Source organism: Rhodococcus huquni, assembly GCF_055231055.1.
The window spans coordinates 302,345-319,166 of the sequence record NZ_JBUYWE010000001.1 but is presented as its reverse complement, the minus strand read 5'-3'; the positions used below and the strand labels follow the sequence as shown (position 1 = coordinate 319,166).

Genomic DNA, 16,822 nt, shown 5'->3' with positions numbered 1-16,822 from the left:
ACTGTACCGGTCGCTACAGGTATTCATATGACATGACTGAAGCAAGTGCTACAGAAACTCGGGTCGGCGTCGTGGTGACCGGATACTCGGCAACCACCTCCCTGGCCGACGACGCGAACGAGAGTTGGCGACTCCTACTCGAGGGGACGAGCGGAATCGGGTCACTCACAGACGAATTCATCACCACCTACGACCTACCGGTTCGCATCGGCGGAAAGCTCCACATGCACCCCGCTGATCACTTGAATCGGGTCGAGCAACGCCGGACGTCCTTCGTCGAGCAATTGGCTCTCGTTCTTGTACGAAGGCTGTGGCGCGACACCGGGCTCGCGGAGATGGACGGCGAGCGTCTGGCCGTTTCGGTGGGAACAGGATTGGGTGGAGGTGATGCGCTGATGACCGCAGTCGACACCATGCGCTCCCACGGGCACCGGAAGGTGTCTCCCATGTCGGTGCCCATGATTATGCCGAACGGCCCAGGAGCCCTGATCGGGCTCGAAACCGGTGCGAAAGCAGGGGTTCACACCGCAGTCTCGGCCTGCTCCTCTGGATCCGAGGCGATCGCCCACGGCTGGCGACTCATCGCAGACGGCGAAGCCGACGTCGTCGTGGCGGGCGGACTCGAGGGCCCTATCGACGCGGTACCTATTGCGAGTTTCTCCGCGATGCGAGCAATGAGCACTCGGAACTCCGAACCCGAGCGCGCTTCACGCCCATTCGACAGAGACCGCGACGGATTCGTGTTCGGCGAAGCAGGGGCATTGCTCATCCTGGAAAGCGAGAGCCATGCACGAGCCCGTCGAGCACCGATCCACGCCCGAATTCTCGGTGCAGGAATCACGTCCGACGCCCACCACATCGTCGCACCAACGAACGACGGAGAGGGGGCCGCACGGGCCATGCGGAAAGCAATTCGTGTCGCCGGACTCACGGCCGCAGACATCGCCCACGTCAATGCACACGCGACCGCGACCTCGGTCGGCGATAGGTCCGAGGCCAATGCCATCACCGCCGTTACACCCCACGCCTCTGTGTACGCACCGAAATCAGCACTCGGGCACTCGATCGGAGCCGTGGGGGCGGTCGAAGCCGTCGTCACCGCGCTCACCGTGAAGCACGCAGTCGTGCCGCCGACACTCAATCTCGACAACGTCGACCCCGAGATCGAACTCGACATCGTCGCCGGTTCGGCGCGTGATCAGCGAATCGACTATGCGCTCAGCAATTCCATCGGATTCGGCGGCCACAACGTCACCCTCGCGATCGGCCACGCCTGACCACCCAGCCGAACGCGCGGGCGCATCCCGTCACGCCTCGACGAGCCCCGACGTTTCCAGAGCGCGGCGTGCGTACGCTCGCACGTCGGCGTCGTTGTCCTTCAGCGCGTCTCGCAGGTAGTCCGCAGCCTCGGGGTCGGAAGCCCAGGCACCCAAGGTGATCACCGCGGCCTTGCGGACGTCGAGGTGAGGATCCGACAGAGCCGCCGAGAGTGGCTCCACGGCGCTGCCACGATCCGCACCCGCCAGCCCGCGGGCAGCGCCCTGCCGGATCTGCCAGGCAGATTCCTTCAGGCCGGCGACTGCGAGTGGCACGTCACGATCATCACACCCCAAGCCTGCAAGCGCCGACAGAGCTGCAGCACGCACGAGCGGATCACGGTCGGACGCAAGGATACGAATCGAGTCGATACCGCCGACCCCGATGGTTGCCAGTCCGTATGCGACGGCGATTCGAACCTCACAATTCTCGTCGGTCGTACCCAATTCGACGTGCCTCCACGCGTCGAGCGACACGAGAGCGCGGACCGCCTCGATACGCACATGGTGGTCGGAGTCGGCGAGTGCGGTGCGATACAGCTCCTCGCCGCCGATGTGGAGGGCCCGGAGTAGATCGATCACGGTGGCCCGCACCACGGCATCGTCCGATCCCGCATATTCCGTCAGCGCGAGATCCGGTGGCAGCACCTCGACGAGCTCACGCAGACTTCCGGTCGCCGCACGCCTTACGACTACGTCCTGATCGCCCAACGCGCGCACCAGAACAGGAGCGAAGCCTTCGGGTGTTCCCTCTGTCAGGACTGCGACCGCTGTCGATCTGACCTGCGCATCGGAGTCTTCCAAGTAGGACCCCAGATCGTCCACGGTCGGCGAATCCAAAGCCAGAAGAGACACGATCCTGGGTGACGGCGGCGGTCCGGCCGGCTTCACGATCCGCGAACGCTCCACCTGCGGTGCGCGTCCACCGACGAGCTCGGGCTGCGAGACGGGGACGACGCTCTGATCCGCTGGAGGAAGGTCGTCGAGCCCCGGCACAGGCACGAAGTACGGCGCCACCGGGCGCTTCAGAAACTCCATCTGCCCATCCACGGTTCGCCTCAGGTTGAGGTGATATCCCCACTCCGAGTCGTCGCGCCCTTCGATGTCGGATCTCTCGTGGTAGAGCCCCCAGCGACTTTCGGTTCTTGTGAGCGAGCTGCGCGAAGCCGTTTCGGCGCAGTCACGGATGAAGGTGACCTCGGCGCACCGCATCAGTTCGTGCGGCGTCGTGGCTCCGATCCCTGCAATTTCGTCCGTCATGCGATCGAACGTCTCCACCGCGATCGACAGCTTCGTCGCCGTCTTCGGAGGTGCGACGTAGTCGTTCACGAACCGGCGAAGCTTGTACTCGACCTGCGGTTGCGGCGGACCGTCCGGATTGCGAAGTGGGCGGTAGATCAGCTCGTGCGCCGCGGCCAGTTGTTCAGTGGGAAGGTCTCCCGGAGCTGCCACCTCGGACAGAGTTCCGGAGGCGTGCGCACCGGCGAGGTCGCCGTACACGAACGCTCCGATCATGTAATTGTGTGGCACGCAGGCAAGGTCACCTGCCGCATAGAGTCCGGGGACCGTGGTCGCGCCGTTCTCGTCGACCCACACCCCCGACGCCGAATGCCCGCTGCACAACCCGATCTCCGAGATGTGCATCTCGATGTCATGAGTTCGGTAGTCGTGGCCTCGATTCGAGTGGAACGTTCCACGAGTCGGCCGCTCGGTGGTGTGCAGGATCGACTCGAGCGTGTCCAGAGTCTCCTCCGGTAGGTGGCTCACCTTCAGATAGATGGGGCCACGCGCGGACTCGATCTCGCTCTTTACTTCACTCATCATCTGACCGGACCAGTAGTCGGAATCGACGAAGCGCTCCCCTTCCGCATTCACCTGGTACCCGCCGAACGGATTCGCAACGTATGCGCAGGCCGGACCGTTGTAGTCCTTGATCAACGGATTGATCTGGAAGCACTCGATACCACTGAGTTCGGCACCGGCGTGGTACGCCATCGAGTATCCGTCGCCGGCGTTCGTCGGGTTCTCGTACGTCCCGTAGAGGTAGCCGGAGGCCGGCAGACCCAATCGGCCACATGGGCCGGTGGCCAGAATGACGGTCTTTGCGCCGACCGCGACGAACTCGCCCGTCCTGGTGTTCAATGCGGCGGCTCCGACTGCCCGCCCGCCGTCCACCAGCACCCGGACCGGCATCAATCGGTTCTCGATACGGATCTTCTCGCGCATCTTGCGCTGCCGCAGTACGCGATACAACGCCTTCTTGACGTCCTTTCCCTCCGGCATCGGAAGGACGTACGAACCCGACCGGTGAACGCGGCGCACTGCGTATTCGCCGTACTCGTCCTTCTCGAACTTCACCCCGTACTTCTCCAGGCGTTGAACCATGGCGAATCCACGCGTGGCAGTCTGGTATACGGTGCGCTGGTTCACGATGCCGTCGTTCGCTCTCGTGATCTCGGCGACGTAGTCCTCCGGTTCGGCCTTCCCCGGAATGACAGCGTTGTTGACTCCGTCCATGCCCATTGCGAGCGCACCGGAATGCCGAACGTGAGCTTTCTCCAGCAGGAGAACGTTCGCGCCGTTCTCCGCCGCCGTCAGCGCCGCCATCGTTCCGGCTGTGCCACCGCCGATGACCAGCACGTCACAGTCGAGTCGAATCGTCTGGTCGAGTTCGGGAATGTCCATTATTTCTCCACTGAATTCGAATGGTCGAGTGCGCGAAGTACTTCGGCACGCGCCGACCTGTTTGCCGGATGGTCGACCAAGTCGCGATCACGTGGATGCGGAACATCGACCACCGTACGTAGCGGTTCTCCTGCCCTACCGAGGACGGCAATTCGATCGCCGATCAGCACGGCTTCGTCGACGTCGTGGGTGACGAACACGACCGTCGTCGGATGGGTTCGCCAGGTTTCGACCAACAGCCGTTGCATCACCGAACGCGTCTGGGTGTCGAGCGCACCGAAGGGTTCGCCCATCATCACCGCGCGAGGGGCGCCGACCAGTCCGCGAGCAAGCTGCACGCGTTGCCGCATTCCTCCCGAGAGGTTCTTGGGCAGGAAGTCGCCGAAACCGGTCAACCCGACTTCTTCGATCCAGCGATCTGCCGCGGCGCGTCGTCCCGTTCTCGGCGCTCCTCGCAGGGCAAGTGCGAGCTCGACGTTGGAACGGACTGTGCGCCAAGGCAACAGGGCGTTCTCCTGAAACACCACCGCACGGTCCCTGGATGTCGACGTCACGATCTCGTCGTCGGCGGTCACGCGCCCCGAGTCCGGAGTCAGCAGCCCCGCAAGTGCGCGCAGCACCGTCGACTTTCCGCAACCGGACGGACCCGTGAGCACCAGGATCTCCCCGGGCACCACGTTCAGCGACAGCGAATCGATCACCGGTTCACCGGTGTAGGACAGCGTCACGTCCGAAAGCTCCAACGACATTCCCAAGGTGGTGGCAGCGCCCGTCATCCGCGCTCTCCTCTCGGTAGCCAGCGTGTCGCACGCCGCCCCAGCAATTCGACGCTCGCCGACGTGACGAAGCCGAGAATTCCGATGGTGATCATTCCCAAGAAGACGCCGGGGTAGTCGACGATGGTGTACGCCTGCCAGGTTCGGTATCCGATACCGAGGCGGCCGGAGATCATCTCGGCGGAAATGACGCAGATCCAGGCCACACCGATACCGACGGAGAGCCCTCCGAACACGCCGGGCAGGATTCCAGGCAGCACCACTCGCAGCAGCACGTCCACGCGGCCGCCGCCCAAGGTACGAACCGAGTCCTCCCACAGAGTGGGCAGTGCTCGCACCGCGTGCCGTGTGCTCACCATGATCGGGAAGAACGCGGCGACGAAGGTGATGAAGACGATTCCCGCCTCGTCACTGGGAAACAGGAGGATCGCCACCGGCACCACGGCGATGGCCGGGATCGGCCGGGCCAGTTCGGTGAGCGGCCCCAGAATGTCGGCGAACACCTCGGAACGGCCGAGAGCGATTCCGACGGCAACCCCCGCCACGGTCGCGAGACCGAAACCGGTCAGGATCCGGATCAGCGACTGCGCGAGATCCAGATAGAAGAGATCGGACTGCAGTTGGGTGCCGAACGCGGACACCACCTCGGTGACAGTGGGCAGCGTGTCGAACCGCAGCCAGAGGCGTACATCGTTGGCGGTCAGCAACTGCCACAGTGCGATCGCGGCCACCACGGACGTCACGCGAATCGTTCTCGATCGCCACCTCGGCGCACCGCCTCGGACCACCCTTGTGGTCTTCACGTCCGGGGCGGGCCCGGTGACCGTTTCGATCCGGTCGATGGTCGTCATGGCCGCACCTCCTCGACTGCGCGGTCGTAGTCGACGACAGCACTACCTGGATGGGCTGTTCTGTACCTGGCCGCTGCGGCATCGGTGGTGAAGGGCAGAAAAGTCTCGCCGTCCCGAACCCACACCGCTTTGTCCGCGAACCATCTGGTTCCGAGTTCGGCGTCCGGGACGTACGCCGCGCGCACGTCGGCACCGCTCGCCTGCGCTTGTTTCACGGCACGCAGGAGGCACGTCGGATCAGCAGCCGGCTGGGTAGTGGTCGAACCGTCCATCCAGAGTTCGCCGGCAAGATTCGGGTCGGTGGCCGGCCTGTCACAGATCGGATCGACCCCTTCCACGACGGTGGGGTTCGCCGTCGTTGCGAGCGAACCTTCGTAGTCCGCGCCCTCCGACGCGAACGCGGCACGCAACGGCGCGTCGTCGACGAAACCGTCGACGTCCAGGTCAGCGAAATCTCCGATCGACTTCAGGTACGGCACATCGTTCTTCAGTGCGTCGACCAAGGCCGGTTTCAACGTCGTGTCGAACGACGTGCCGCCAGGCCCGTTGTAGAGATACACGACCTCCTGTGGCAACCCGCTGTCCTCCGCCACGATTCGTGAAGCCGCGAGCGGCTCGTCCTGAATGAATCGGGTCGCGTCGATCTGAGCGCGCAGGAATGCGTCGAGAACCTCGGGGTGGTCTTGCGAATACTGCTGTCTGGCGACCACACCGTGAAGCGTCGGGGTGTTCAGCTCGGCACCGTCGTACAGCAACTTCGCCTTGTCCTGGAAGACCAGCAGACCCGGCCAGGCGACGAATTGCGAGAGTGCCGAAACCTGCCCGGATTCGAGAGCAGACGAGCCGACCTGGGGTTGTTGGTTGAGTATCTCGACCCCACCGCTCGGGTCGATTCCCGCCCTGTCGAGCGCTTGGACGAGAGTCCCGTGCCCCGCGGAACCGACGCTGGCCGAGATCTTCCGGCCCTCCAGGTCCCGTAGATTCGTGGCCTGCGAATCAGGCGGCACGACCACCATGTTCAGAGCGCCTTTCGGGTTGTACCCGGTGACCGACACCAGGTCGGTCTTCGCGCCTGGATTCGCCTGTGTACGCGAGCCGTTGATCAGCATCGGGTAGTCGCCCATCGAGCCGATGTCGATCTTCTCGGCCACCATCTGGGCCGTGATCGGCGCCCCGGTGTCGTAGTCCTGCCACTCCACCGAATACTCGGTTCCGGTCCGCTTCGTGATCTCCTCGAGACGCTGCTCGAGGTATCCCTGTGCGCGAAGCAGCGTTCCAGCAGTCACGGTGTTGATCGTCTTCGACTGGTAACCCACCACCACTCGGACACCGGACTCGCCCGCAGTGGATTCCCCGAGCGAACATCCCCCGGCGACCAACGAGACGGCGGTGGTGATGCAGAGGAGAGAGAGTGAACGTTTCATGTCGGACTTTCCGGGAATCACTTGTCAGCGAAGGAGATAGGGCATGTTGACCGAGACGGCGCCGGTGGGACATCTGGCGGCGCAGGGGCCGCAGTACCAGCATTCGTCCACGTGCATGAACGCCTTGCCGTTGTCCGGGTTGATCGCCAGTGAATCGAGGGGACAGATTTCGACGCACAGAGTGCATCCCTCGATGCACAGAGATTCGTCGATCGTGACGGGTACGTCGGTTCGTTGGTTGACCTGTGCCATCAGATGCACTCCCATTCGGCGGTGTCAGGTTCTCTGCCGAGGCTCGTCCGCATCGTGATGCGGTCACCTCGCATGCGGATGTACTCGAGATCGACGGGCCGGCCGTCCTCGAGCCTGGTGAGTCGTTCCAGCAGAAGAAGCGCGGCCCCTTCCGGTGTTTCCAGGTTGGCGGCCGAATGCGCATCGGCATCCACTGCTTCGAGGGTGAGGTCCGCGCCGCCCAATCGCCCGCCACAGGCTTCTTCGATCAACGCGAAGACGTCGTTGGTCTCGAGATCCCGCTGAATCACCTGTGCCCCGATATCCGGAACCAGATAAGTCAGGTCCAAGCTCAACGGCAGATCACCCAGGTACCGCAACCGCTCGATGTAGACGACGGACTCCCCCGGTGCCAACTCGAGACGCCTGGCCACCGCCGGCGGCGGAGTGATCAGGGTGGCGGTACGGACTACGTTCCGGACCTCACCGTGACCCTTCAGTGTCTCCTTGAGACCGACCAGCGCGTCGAGTCCGTGATCGTACTTTCGCCGTGCCACCCGCGTTCCCACGCGCGGCCCACGAGCGATCAGGCCCTCGTTCTTGAGTTGGGCGAGACCGTCACGGACTGCATTGCGTGAGACTCCGAACTCGGATGCGAGCACAGACTCCACAGGCAGACCACGGTCCCCATAGGGGTCGGCGTGAATCTGCTGGCGAAGCAGGTCCGCGAACCGCCGGGCGTCGTCTGCGCGTGATCGACGTATGCCCGTACCCGCGGAGGGCAAATGGGATACCTCCAGGGCCACTGCATGACCTCCTTCGGAAAGCTGGTGTGAGCTGGACGAAGAGTTACGCTAATGCCGATCGGGCACCTCGAATCACGAGCGAAGTGCCCGGCCCTCCACCTCGTTCGAATAGGCCACCGGCCAACGTCCGGGCCCTTCCGTGAACTGCGGAGACGCCGACGAATTGCCGGAATGCGCCACCTACGCCGTCCGCTGCCTATTCGATTCACGCTGATTCCAAATCGGGGCCGACGCCGCCATGGACACGACACCCTAGGTTAGGCTCACCTTCAACCAGTTTCGGTTTTCGAAGGAGTCGCGCATGACCACATCGTCGACAAGACGCACCGCCGCCATCGCCATCGCTGCGGCGACACTGTTGGCGGGCTGCTCTTCGGGGGGCGACTCGGATTCCGGCACCGGATCGCAGGGCGGCGGATTTCCGGTCACCATCGAGAACACATTCGGCGAGACGACCATCGAATCTGCGCCGGAACGAATCGCCACGCTCGGCTGGAACGCTCAGGACGTCGTGTACGCACTCGGTGAAACTCCGGTCGGCATGCCCCGATACACCTACGGTGCCGACGACAACGGAGTGATGCCTTGGGCGGCGGACCGATTCGATCCCGAATCAACGACCCTCCTCGATGCCGAGACCTCGGTGCCCGTCGAACAGGTCGCGGGGCTCGCACCGGATGTGGTGCTGGCACCGTACGAAGGATTCGACCAGAACACCTACAACCAACTCTCGGCCTTCGCGCCCACTGTCGCCTACCCGGACAAGGCTTGGCAGACGACGTGGCAAGACCAGACCACGCTCGTCGGGAAGGCTCTCGGAAAGAGCGACGAGGCCGACCAACTCGTCGCCGATCTCACCCAGCAGCTCACCGACACCGGCGCAGCACATCCCGAGTTCGCAGGCAAGACGATCTCGGTGGTGAGCATTCTTCCCGATACCGGTTCCGTGAGCGTCTACATGCCGACGGACCCTCGGGTGCAGACGCTGACGGAACTCGGTTTCGTGAACGCCCCCGGGGTGGAGAAGCTGGCAGAAGACTCCGACGGGAAGTTCTTCACCGACATCTCCGTCGAGAACATCGCAGATGTCGATGCGGACGTAGTGGTTGCTTTCGTGCCGGACGACGAAACTCTTTCGTCGAATCCCGCATACGCGAACCTCGGAGCGCTCGGACGCGGCACCGTGGTGCCGCTGTCCGATACGAAGGTCGTGGCGGGACTGAGCCAGGCCAGCGTTCTCTCGACGCCCTGGGTGCTGGACAAGATCACTCCGCAACTGTCCGAGGCAGCGAACAAGGCGGGCGCCTGACGTAGACGCCGTGTCGGTCGACGAATTCACGAAAGCCGAGCCGGTTCGGGCGTAACGTCCGGAAGTGATGCGATCTCGGATCATCAGGCACAGTCGTCGCACACGGAGGCAAGAATGACCTACAGCGGGTCACGAGAACTCGGTTCCAATTCGTCGAACGCCGATGCGGCGCACGCGGTCCTGTTCGCAGCCACCGCTGCGCTGGGTGGTTTCCTCTTCGGATACGACACCGCGGTGATCAACGGAGCGGTCGGCGCGATTCGTGACCGATACGACATCGGGGCCGGCGCAACAGGACTCGCGGTGTCGCTCACGCTGATCGGCGCTGCCGTCGGCGCCTGGCTCGCGGGTCGTCTCGCAGACAAACTCGGCCGCATCCGCGTCATGCAGCTCGCCGCAGTCCTCTTCATCATCGGTTCGCTCGGTTCCGCCTTTCCGTTCGGCATCGTCGACCTGACGCTCTGGCGAGCGGTCGGCGGTATCGCCGTCGGTCTGGCGTCGGTGATCGCCCCCGCCTACATCGCGGAGATCTCGCCGGCCGCGATGCGGGGGCGACTCGGATCCATGTACCAGCTCGCCATCGTCATGGGAATCGCGATCTCGCAACTCGTGAACTACGCCCTTTCTTCGGCGGCAGGCGGCGCCGGGAACAACTTGCTCGGGATCGCGGCATGGCAGTGGATGTTGGCGGTCGCTGCCGTACCCGCCCTTCTCTACCTGCTCATGACACTGACGATCCCCGAGTCACCGCGTTTCCTCGTCGCCAACGGCAAGGTGAAGGAAGCGCGCCGCATCATCGAGGACCTCGAAGGCGGCTCCGACGAGGTCGTGACGAAGCGGATGGAAGAGATCAGAGCGTCGCTGGGCGAGGACCGCGCACGCCCGAGTGTGAAATCGTTGTTCTCGAAGAAGCTCGGGGTCGGGCCGCTGGTTCTGATCGGAATCGGACTGGCGGCACTTCAGCAATTCGTCGGCATCAACGTGATCTTCTACTACTCCAGCACGCTGTGGCAGGCAGTCGGCTTCGGCGAGGATCGGTCGCTGTTGATCAGCGTGGTCAGTGCGCTCGTCAACATCGTGGGTACGTTCGTGGCGATCGCAGTCATCGACCGGATCGGACGCAGACCGCTACTGCTGACCGGCTCGATCGGTATGGCTCTCTCGTTGGGTACAGCCGCCGTCTGCTTCCACTCCGCGGAGATCACGAGAAACGCCGAGGGCGAGTCGGTTGCCACGCTGTCCGACACCAATGGAACCATCGCACTGATCGCCGCGAATGCGTTCGTCTTCTTCTTCGCGCTGTCCTGGGGTCCCGTGGTGTGGGTCCTGATCAGCGAGTTGTTCCCCAACCGAATTCGCGCCGTCGCGGTCGGACTTGCGACGGCGGCGAACTGGGTGTCGAACTTCATCGTGTCCGCTACGTTCCCGTCGCTCGCCGACTGGAACCTGTCCCTCACCTACGGCATCTACGCGGCGATGGCCCTGTTGTCGACCGCTTTCGTCCTCAGGTTCGTCAAGGAGACACGGGGCCGCACACTCGAAGAAGCGGGCTGATCAGCGCTCGGACTTCTCGACGTCGTCCGTGTGCTCGACCACCGATGTGTCGCGCGCACCGAGCCCCGCGACCCATCCCGTGATCTGACGGGCCACATCCTGAGCCGTGAGGCCGAGTTCCGCATGGATCTCGGACCGCGAGGCGTGATCGAGGAATCGCTGGGGAACGCCGAGATCGCGGCACGGTACATCGACTCCGGCTCCGCGCAATGCTGCCGAGACCGTGGAGCCGACACCGCCGTGCAGACCGCTGTCCTCGACGGTGACCACCATCGAGAAGCCGCGCCCGTACTCGACCACGGATTCTGCGACCGGGAACACCCATCGCGGATCGACGACCGCAGCCCGAATTCCCTGTTGTTCGAGGCGATCCGCCGCGGTGAGCGCCAATTCCGCGAACGCACCGACCGAGACGATGAGTACATCACCCTCACCGCCCGCCGGCTCGCGAAGGACGTCGACGCCACCCCCGAGGCGGCGCACCGCCGGGATGTCCTCACACACGGCACCCTTCGGGTAGCGGAGTGCGGTGGGTCCGTCGGACACAGCGAGAGCCTCGTCCAGTTCTTCACGCAACGTCGCGGCATCACGAGGAGCCGCAACTCGCATACCGGGAACGATCCCGAGCAACGAGAGGTCCCACATGCCGTTGTGACTCGCGCCGTCCGAGCCCGTGACACCGGCCCGGTCGAGAACGAGGGTGACCGGCAGATCCAGCAACGCCACATCCATCAAGAGCTGATCGAACGCGCGGTTCAGAAATGTCGAATAGATCGCCACGACCGGGTGCAACCCACCGAGTGCCAGTCCGGCAGCGGAGGTCATTGCATGCTGCTCGGCTATACCCACGTCGTAGAGGCGGTCGGGGAACTTCTCACCGAAGGCCGCGAGGCCGGTGGGTCCGGGCATCGCCGCGGTGATCGCGACGACGTCCTTGCGTTCGGCGGCCTGCTCGATCAGCTCGGTCGTGAACACCGACGTCCAGTCCGGAACCGAGACGGTGGTCGCTTTTCCGGTGAGAGGATCGATCACACCGGTGGCATGCATCTGATCGGCCACGTGATTCTCGGCGGGCGCGTACCCCATGCCCTTGCGGGTCACCGCATGCACGATCACGGGACCACCGAAGGACTTCGCCCGCTGCAAGGCCGCTTCCATCGCGGCCTCGTCGTGACCGTCGACCGGGCCCAGATATTTGATACCGAGGTCGGTGAACATCACCTGGGGGATCACCGCGTCTTTCAGGCCCGCCTTCATGCCGTGCAGCACCGAGTACGCCGCGCGACCGACCCATGGCAGCTTCTTGACGATGCGTCGGCCGTTGTCGAGCACCCGCTCGTAGCCGGGTTGCATCCGCAGAGCCGCCAGGTGATCTGCCAAGCCACCGATGGTGGGCGCGTAGGAGCGGCCGTTGTCGTTGACCACGATCACCACCGAACGATCACGTCCGGCAGCAATGTTGTTGAGCGCTTCCCAGCACATTCCACCGGTGAGGGCGCCGTCGCCCACGACGGCAACCACGTGCCTGCTCTGGCCGGTCAGTTCGAAGGCCTTGGCCAACCCGTCCGCGTAGGACAAGGCGGCCGAAGCGTGTGAGGACTCGACCCAGTCGTGCTCGCTCTCGGCCCGGCACGGGTACCCGGACAAGCCGCCCCGCTTTCGCAGCGAGTCGAACTCGTCCTTGCGTCCGGTGACGATCTTGTGGACGTACGCCTGGTGACCCGTGTCGAAGATGACCGGATCGTTCGGCGAATCGAACACACGATGCACAGCCAGGGTCAACTCGACGACGCCCAAGTTGGGCCCCAGGTGCCCACCCGTCGCCGAGACCTTGTGCACGAGAAACTCGCGGATCTCGCCCGCGAGCTCTTTCATTTCCACCGGACTCAGGTGCCGCAAATCGTCAGGCGTCTGGACTCGGGCAAGAACACCCAACGAGATCGCTCCCTCCGTGCTTTCGGAAATACCGTGCATTCGGACAAAACCGTCCAATCGAACTATCGGTGCGGTTTCGAGGTGAACCGACCCGAACCAGTCTACGGAGCGATTCGATCAGTCGTCACACCGTATGCGAATCGACACGTCGACCGAAGGTGGTAAGCCCTCGTGCCAACGTCCGTACCACTACCGTTGACGCATGGCCGATGTGGTGGACTCGCTCATCCGCAAAGTGTTCGAGATGACACGACACGACGAAGGCGGCCACGTAGCCGACTACATACCGGAACTGGCTGCAGTGGTGCCGGACTCCTTCGGCGTCTGTCTGGCCACCGTGGACGGCTACGTCTACGAAGTCGGTGACACCCGCCGACCATTCACCGTCCAGTCGATCTCGAAGCCGTTCACCTACGCCCTCGCCCTCCAGGATCGCGGTATCGCGGCGGTCACGGAGAAGATCGACGTGGAGCCGTCGGGAGAACCGTTCAACGAGATCAGTCTCGATCCCAACACCGAACGGCCACGCAACCCGATGATCAATGCCGGCGCGATCACCGCGGCATCCCTGATCGAGGGGCCGGATGTCGCCGCGAAGTTCGACAGAATCCGCGCCGCCTACTCTCGATACGCGGGCCGGGAGCTCGACTTCAACCGGCCTGTGTACGAATCCGAAGCACGGACCGGTCATCGCAACCGAGCGATCGGCCACATGCTGCGCTCGTTCGACATCATCACCGACGATCCCGACGACGTGGTCGATCTGTACTTCCGACAGTGTTCTCTCGACGTGACCTGCCGCGATCTCGGTCTCATGGCTGCGACACTCGCGAACAACGGCCTCCACCCAGTGACCGGCGAATCGGCGCTCGCACCGGACCTGGTCGAGCATGTGCTGAGCGTGATGACCACCTGCGGAATGTACGACTCCGCCGGCGAATGGATCACCGATGTGGGGCTCCCCGCGAAGAGCGGGGTCGGCGGCGGAATTCTGGCGGTTCTCCCGGGTCAGATCGGCGTCTCCGTCTTCTCCCCGCGCCTCGACGAACACGGAAACAGTGTTCGCGGTGTCGCCGCGTGCGAAGCGCTCTCCAAGGAGCTCGAACTCCACTTCCTTCACGTCCCGAGAGCAGCGCGCGCCGCGGTCCGCGCCCGCTACAGCGTCTCCGACGCTCCTTCCCGCATGCGCCGAACGGCGACCGAGCGCGCAGTCCTGGACGACGTCGGAAAGAAGAGCCGCGTCTACGAGTTGCACGGCGATCTGCTGTTCGCGGGCGCCGAGACCGCCGTCCGCGAGATCGGTCACATCGAAGACGGCGTCGAAGCCGTAGTCGTCGACGTCCGCAAGGTTGACGACGTCAGCGAAGTAGCGCGGCGCATGATCGGCCTGTTGCGAGAGGAACTGTCGGCGCACGACTGTGCCGTGGCGCTCGTGGACCCCACCGGTCTACTCGGCAATCTGCAGTCCGATCTGTCCGGGCGCCAGGGCCGAGTGTTCGTCGACCTCGACTCGGCGTTGCAATGGTGCGAGGACGTGCTTCTCGAAACTCATTGCACCACTTTTCGTTCCGATCCCGTGATCGAGCTACGAGACCACCCCGTCCTCGACGGGCTGGACGAGGAACAGTTCGGCAGGATCACTCACGATCTGGAGATCCGCCACTTCGATCGGAACGAGTACATAGTCCGGCGCGGGGATTCGGCATCCGGGCTGTTCCTTCTCCTCGGCGGCCGGGTGAGTTCCACGATGGCAGACGGAACCGGGACGACTCACCGCATCATGACCCTCTCGGCTGGGATGACGTTCGGCGAGATGACCATGTTTCTCGGAACTCGCTTTCTCAACGATTTTCGCGCCGACACGCCGGTTACCGCAGCGGTCCTCTCCTATGACAGCTACACAGCCCTCGCAGCACGAGAGCCGGATCTCAAGCTGGCCCTCGTCGAGCGGATCGCCGCGGGCGCCTACGAGCAGGTGGAACAGACCATGCGCAGTCTCATGCAGGCCGGAGACGTGGGTCGTACCCGCTGAGCTCGGATCACGGAGCAATGGACAAAACAATTGCCCGTACCGGGAAAATCGGACATTCTTGTACGGCATCAATCCGACCGATCGGAAGCAGGCCCATGCGTTCAGACGCAGAACTGGCGATACGCACCAACAAACTGGTCAAACGATTCGGCGACAATCTCGCCGTCGACGGTCTCGACCTCGACGTTCCGAGAGGCGGGGTCTACGGGGTCCTCGGGCCGAACGGCGCCGGCAAGACGACTGCAATCCGCATGCTGGCCACCCTCCTACCGCCGGACGGTGGGAGCGCGACAGTGTTGGGCCACGACGTCGCGTCCGATCCCGATGCCGTGCGCAGCAAAGTCTCGCTGACGGGGCAGTTCGCGTCGCTCGACGAGGATCTGACCGGTTCGGAGAACTTGCTGCTGCTCGGGCGTCTCTACGGCTACTCGCGCGGGGCGGCCCGGTCCCGTTCGGACCAACTCTTGTCCGCCTTCGGCCTCGAGGAGGCCGGTGGCCGTCAGGTCAAGAACTACTCCGGCGGGATGCGGCGACGCCTCGACATCGCGGCGAGCATCATCGTCACACCGGAACTGATCTTCCTCGACGAGCCGACGACCGGACTCGATCCACGTAGCCGAAATCAGGTGTGGGAGATCGTCCGATCACTGGTGGCGGGCGGGACCACCGTTCTCCTGACGACGCAGTACCTCGACGAGGCAGACCAACTGGCCGACCGCGTCGCCGTGATCGACCGAGGACGAGTGATCGCGGAGGGCACCACGGGCGAACTGAAGGCCTCGGTCGGGTCGGGCTCGCTGCACGTCCGGGTCGCCGATGTTGCCACCCGCACTCAGGCGGCGGTCCTGCTCCGGCAGGTCCTCGACGTTCCAGTCGAGGAGGAATCCGATCCTGCGGCACTCACCGCTCGTATCGACGACACGAAGCGTGTCGCTCGGGCACTGCCGGCACTCGACGAGGCCGGGATCACCGTCAGCACATTCGCATTGGGCCAGCCCAGCCTCGACGAAGTATTTCTCTCGTTGACCGGGCGACACTCCGAGGAGAACTGATCATGACCTCGACAACCGAGAGACAGCAAGGCTCGAAGCCCGCCGTCGCCGATGTCCTCCACATGCCCGGGCCCCGTCCGAGCAGGCCTTCCGCGCTGTCCACATCCCTGTCGTTCGGGTGGCGTGCGCTGCTCAAGATCAAGCACGTCCCCGAGCAGTTGTTCGACGTGACCATGTTCCCGATCATGTTCACCCTGATGTTCACGTATCTCTTCGGAGGCGCGCTCGCAGGGTCCACGAGCGCATACATCCAGTTCCTGTTGCCGGGGATTCTGGTGCAGACCGTCGTGATGATCACGATGTACACCGGCCTCACGCTCAACAAGGACATCGAGAAAGGCGTGTTCGACCGCTTCCGGTCGCTTCCGATCTGGCGACCTTCGCCGCTGGTCGGTGCTCTCATCGGGGACTTGGCTCGCTACACCCTCGCCTCGGTGATCGTGCTGATCCTCGGACTGGTCCTGGGATTTCGGCCGTCGGGAGGACCCATCGGCGTGATCGTCTCGGTCGCCCTTCTGCTGCTGTTCTCGTTCAGCCTCTCGTGGGTGTGGACGATGTTCGCGATGCTGATGCGCACCGAGCAGGCCGTGATGGGTGTCTCGATGTTCATCTTGTTCCCACTGACCTTCGCCAGCAACATCTTCGTCGACCCCGAAACGATGCCGGGATGGCTGCAGGCCTTTGTGGCTGTCAATCCGATCAGCAACCTGGTCACCACGATTCGCGGGTTGATGGACGGTGTCGTCGATTCCGGCCAGCTGACGCTCGTGCTGGTGTGGTGCGCAGGTTTCATCGTGATCTTCGGGCCCCTGACGATGCGTCTGTACAACCGGAAAACCTGACGAGCGGAC

General features: G+C 63.9%; 13 protein-coding genes. 6 read left to right on the top strand and 7 right to left on the bottom strand.

The features are described 5' to 3' along the window. The first annotated feature begins 32 nt into the window (after nucleotides 1–32). Nucleotides 33–1,277 carry a KasA/KasB family beta-ketoacyl-ACP synthase gene (locus tag ACZI8R_RS01530; RefSeq protein ID WP_463377788.1) on the top strand — a complete coding sequence of 415 codons (1,245 nt, stop codon included), beginning with the start codon at nucleotides 33–35 and terminating at the stop codon, nucleotides 1,275–1,277. A gap of 30 nt (nucleotides 1,278–1,307) precedes the next feature. Here ACZI8R_RS01530 and ACZI8R_RS01525 read toward each other — a convergent pair whose 3' ends face one another. The 6 genes from ACZI8R_RS01525 to ACZI8R_RS01500 are packed head-to-tail and all read right to left on the bottom strand — an operon-like array spanning nucleotide 1,308 to nucleotide 8,083. Further along, the gene (locus tag ACZI8R_RS01525; RefSeq protein ID WP_463377787.1) at nucleotides 1,308–4,001 is read right to left on the bottom strand and encodes a fumarate reductase/succinate dehydrogenase flavoprotein subunit; all 2,694 of its coding nucleotides are present in this window, start codon (nucleotides 3,999–4,001) and stop codon (nucleotides 1,308–1,310) included. Further along, nucleotides 4,001–4,777, bottom strand: coding sequence for an ABC transporter ATP-binding protein (locus tag ACZI8R_RS01520; RefSeq protein WP_463377786.1), 777 nt, complete (start codon nucleotides 4,775–4,777; stop codon nucleotides 4,001–4,003). The genes ACZI8R_RS01525 and ACZI8R_RS01520 overlap by 1 nt, the downstream gene beginning before the upstream one ends. Further along, a complete protein-coding gene (locus ACZI8R_RS01515) occupies nucleotides 4,774–5,628 on the bottom strand; it encodes an ABC transporter permease (RefSeq protein ID WP_463377785.1) in 855 nt (284 codons plus the stop codon). Before ACZI8R_RS01515 ends, ACZI8R_RS01520 begins: the two co-directional genes overlap by 4 nt. Next, on the bottom strand, nucleotides 5,625–7,052 hold the full coding sequence (locus tag ACZI8R_RS01510) for an ABC transporter substrate-binding protein (protein WP_463377784.1): 1,428 nt from the start codon (nucleotides 7,050–7,052) through the stop codon (nucleotides 5,625–5,627). The genes ACZI8R_RS01515 and ACZI8R_RS01510 overlap by 4 nt, the downstream gene beginning before the upstream one ends. 24 nt (nucleotides 7,053–7,076) lie before the next feature. Beyond that, nucleotides 7,077–7,304 carry a 4Fe-4S dicluster domain-containing protein gene (locus ACZI8R_RS01505; RefSeq protein ID WP_463377783.1) on the bottom strand — a complete coding sequence of 76 codons (228 nt, stop codon included), beginning with the start codon at nucleotides 7,302–7,304 and terminating at the stop codon, nucleotides 7,077–7,079. Further along, nucleotides 7,304–8,083, bottom strand: coding sequence for a GntR family transcriptional regulator (locus tag ACZI8R_RS01500; protein ID WP_463378193.1), 780 nt, complete (start codon nucleotides 8,081–8,083; stop codon nucleotides 7,304–7,306). Before ACZI8R_RS01500 ends, ACZI8R_RS01505 begins: the two co-directional genes overlap by 1 nt. 307 nt (nucleotides 8,084–8,390) lie before the next feature. Here ACZI8R_RS01500 and ACZI8R_RS01495 point away from each other — a divergent pair, with 307 nt between their 5' ends. Next, nucleotides 8,391–9,398: an iron-siderophore ABC transporter substrate-binding protein gene (locus ACZI8R_RS01495; RefSeq protein ID WP_463377782.1), complete on the top strand. Its 1,008-nt coding sequence runs from the start codon at nucleotides 8,391–8,393 to the stop codon at nucleotides 9,396–9,398. Nucleotides 9,399–9,512: 114 nt separating this feature from the next. Next, complete coding sequence (locus ACZI8R_RS01490; protein WP_463377781.1) at nucleotides 9,513–10,952, top strand: sugar porter family MFS transporter; 1,440 nt, start codon at nucleotides 9,513–9,515, stop codon at nucleotides 10,950–10,952. On the opposite strand, the gene dxs is transcribed toward ACZI8R_RS01490, so the two are convergent. Then, nucleotides 10,953–12,887 carry a 1-deoxy-D-xylulose-5-phosphate synthase gene (dxs, locus tag ACZI8R_RS01485; RefSeq protein WP_463378192.1) on the bottom strand — a complete coding sequence of 645 codons (1,935 nt, stop codon included), beginning with the start codon at nucleotides 12,885–12,887 and terminating at the stop codon, nucleotides 10,953–10,955. Between the two features lie 202 nt (nucleotides 12,888–13,089). On the opposite strand from dxs, the gene glsA reads away from it, so the two are divergent. The 3 genes from glsA to ACZI8R_RS01470 all read left to right on the top strand — a co-directional run bounded on the left by glsA (nucleotide 13,090) and on the right by ACZI8R_RS01470 (nucleotide 16,813). Continuing rightward, nucleotides 13,090–14,919, top strand: a complete 1,830-nt coding sequence (gene glsA, locus ACZI8R_RS01480; protein ID WP_463377780.1) for a glutaminase A — start codon at nucleotides 13,090–13,092, stop codon at nucleotides 14,917–14,919. Nucleotides 14,920–15,014: 95 nt separating this feature from the next. Further along, nucleotides 15,015–15,971 carry an ATP-binding cassette domain-containing protein gene (locus ACZI8R_RS01475; RefSeq protein ID WP_463377779.1) on the top strand — a complete coding sequence of 319 codons (957 nt, stop codon included), beginning with the start codon at nucleotides 15,015–15,017 and terminating at the stop codon, nucleotides 15,969–15,971. A 2-nt stretch (nucleotides 15,972–15,973) separates the two neighbouring features. Next, the gene (locus tag ACZI8R_RS01470; protein WP_463377778.1) at nucleotides 15,974–16,813 is read left to right on the top strand and encodes an ABC transporter permease; all 840 of its coding nucleotides are present in this window, start codon (nucleotides 15,974–15,976) and stop codon (nucleotides 16,811–16,813) included. The last annotated feature ends 9 nt before the right edge of the window (nucleotides 16,814–16,822 follow it).

Excerpts from the sequence above, each read along its gene's own strand:
- glsA (WP_463377780.1), top strand. The coding sequence starts at position 13,090 with ATGGCCGATGTGGTGGACTCGCTCATCCGCAAAGTGTTCGAGATGACA.
- ACZI8R_RS01470 (WP_463377778.1), top strand. The coding sequence starts at position 15,974 with ATGACCTCGACAACCGAGAGACAGCAAGGCTCGAAGCCCGCCGTCGCC.
- ACZI8R_RS01510 (WP_463377784.1), bottom strand. The coding sequence starts at position 7,052 with ATGAAACGTTCACTCTCTCTCCTCTGCATCACCACCGCCGTCTCGTTG.
- ACZI8R_RS01525 (WP_463377787.1), bottom strand. The coding sequence starts at position 4,001 with ATGGACATTCCCGAACTCGACCAGACGATTCGACTCGACTGTGACGTG.
- ACZI8R_RS01495 (WP_463377782.1), top strand. The coding sequence starts at position 8,391 with ATGACCACATCGTCGACAAGACGCACCGCCGCCATCGCCATCGCTGCG.
- ACZI8R_RS01490 (WP_463377781.1), top strand. The coding sequence starts at position 9,513 with ATGACCTACAGCGGGTCACGAGAACTCGGTTCCAATTCGTCGAACGCC.
- ACZI8R_RS01520 (WP_463377786.1), bottom strand. The coding sequence starts at position 4,777 with ATGACGGGCGCTGCCACCACCTTGGGAATGTCGTTGGAGCTTTCGGAC.
- ACZI8R_RS01515 (WP_463377785.1), bottom strand. The coding sequence starts at position 5,628 with ATGACGACCATCGACCGGATCGAAACGGTCACCGGGCCCGCCCCGGAC.
- ACZI8R_RS01505 (WP_463377783.1), bottom strand. The coding sequence starts at position 7,304 with ATGGCACAGGTCAACCAACGAACCGACGTACCCGTCACGATCGACGAA.
- ACZI8R_RS01475 (WP_463377779.1), top strand. The coding sequence starts at position 15,015 with ATGCGTTCAGACGCAGAACTGGCGATACGCACCAACAAACTGGTCAAA.
- ACZI8R_RS01530 (WP_463377788.1), top strand. The coding sequence starts at position 33 with ATGACTGAAGCAAGTGCTACAGAAACTCGGGTCGGCGTCGTGGTGACC.